The following is a 509-nucleotide window of genomic DNA, read 5'->3' as shown; positions in this document are numbered from 1 at the left end:
CCCTCGGTGCGCGTCACCATCCATGTCGAGCCCGACGACGAGGCCAAGCTGCCGAAGGGCACAACCGCCGTGCCGTTTGCCTGAGGCGATTTCCTGTAGCGACTTGGGAAAATTAACCGAAGCTTCTCGACTTCGTCATCCACCGGCGGAGCAGGAGCGAAGCTCCGTCGCGGAGACCCGAGGATCCATGCCGCGACCTTGGCCGTAGAGTGCAGCGGAACAGAATTCTGCACCGCAGCAGCGCTCAGATGTCACGCATGGATCCTATGGTTTGCGCCGCCAGTCTCTATCGGCCTTCCAAAGCTGCCTCAACAAAATCGTCGTCAAGTGGCCCGGTCAAACTGTCGAGCCAGACCCACTCCTGAGCAAGCGGTTCGAGAACGACCGTTCGGCCCTCGCGACGGATTGAAATCTCGCCGGTATCGAAACGGTATTTCTTCGGCATGCGTACTGCTTGCGATCCGCCAGACCAAAAGACTTTTGCCTTATCCATTCGCGCCCTCCATTGA

At 58.9% G+C, this 509-nt stretch carries 1 protein-coding gene; it reads right to left on the bottom strand.

Going from position 1 to position 509, the window contains the following annotated elements; genetic code table 11:
• Nucleotides 1-286: 286 nt before the first annotated feature.
• Nucleotides 287-509 (bottom strand): AbrB/MazE/SpoVT family DNA-binding domain-containing protein (locus EN943_RS37365; RefSeq protein ID WP_348630123.1); only part of this gene is annotated, 223 nt, incomplete at its 5' end.

The sequence above is a fragment of the Mesorhizobium sp. M7A.F.Ca.US.006.01.1.1 genome (genome assembly GCF_003997935.1).
Taxonomy (GTDB): domain Bacteria; phylum Pseudomonadota; class Alphaproteobacteria; order Rhizobiales; family Rhizobiaceae; genus Mesorhizobium.
This window is presented reverse-complemented; position numbering and strand designations above follow the sequence as displayed.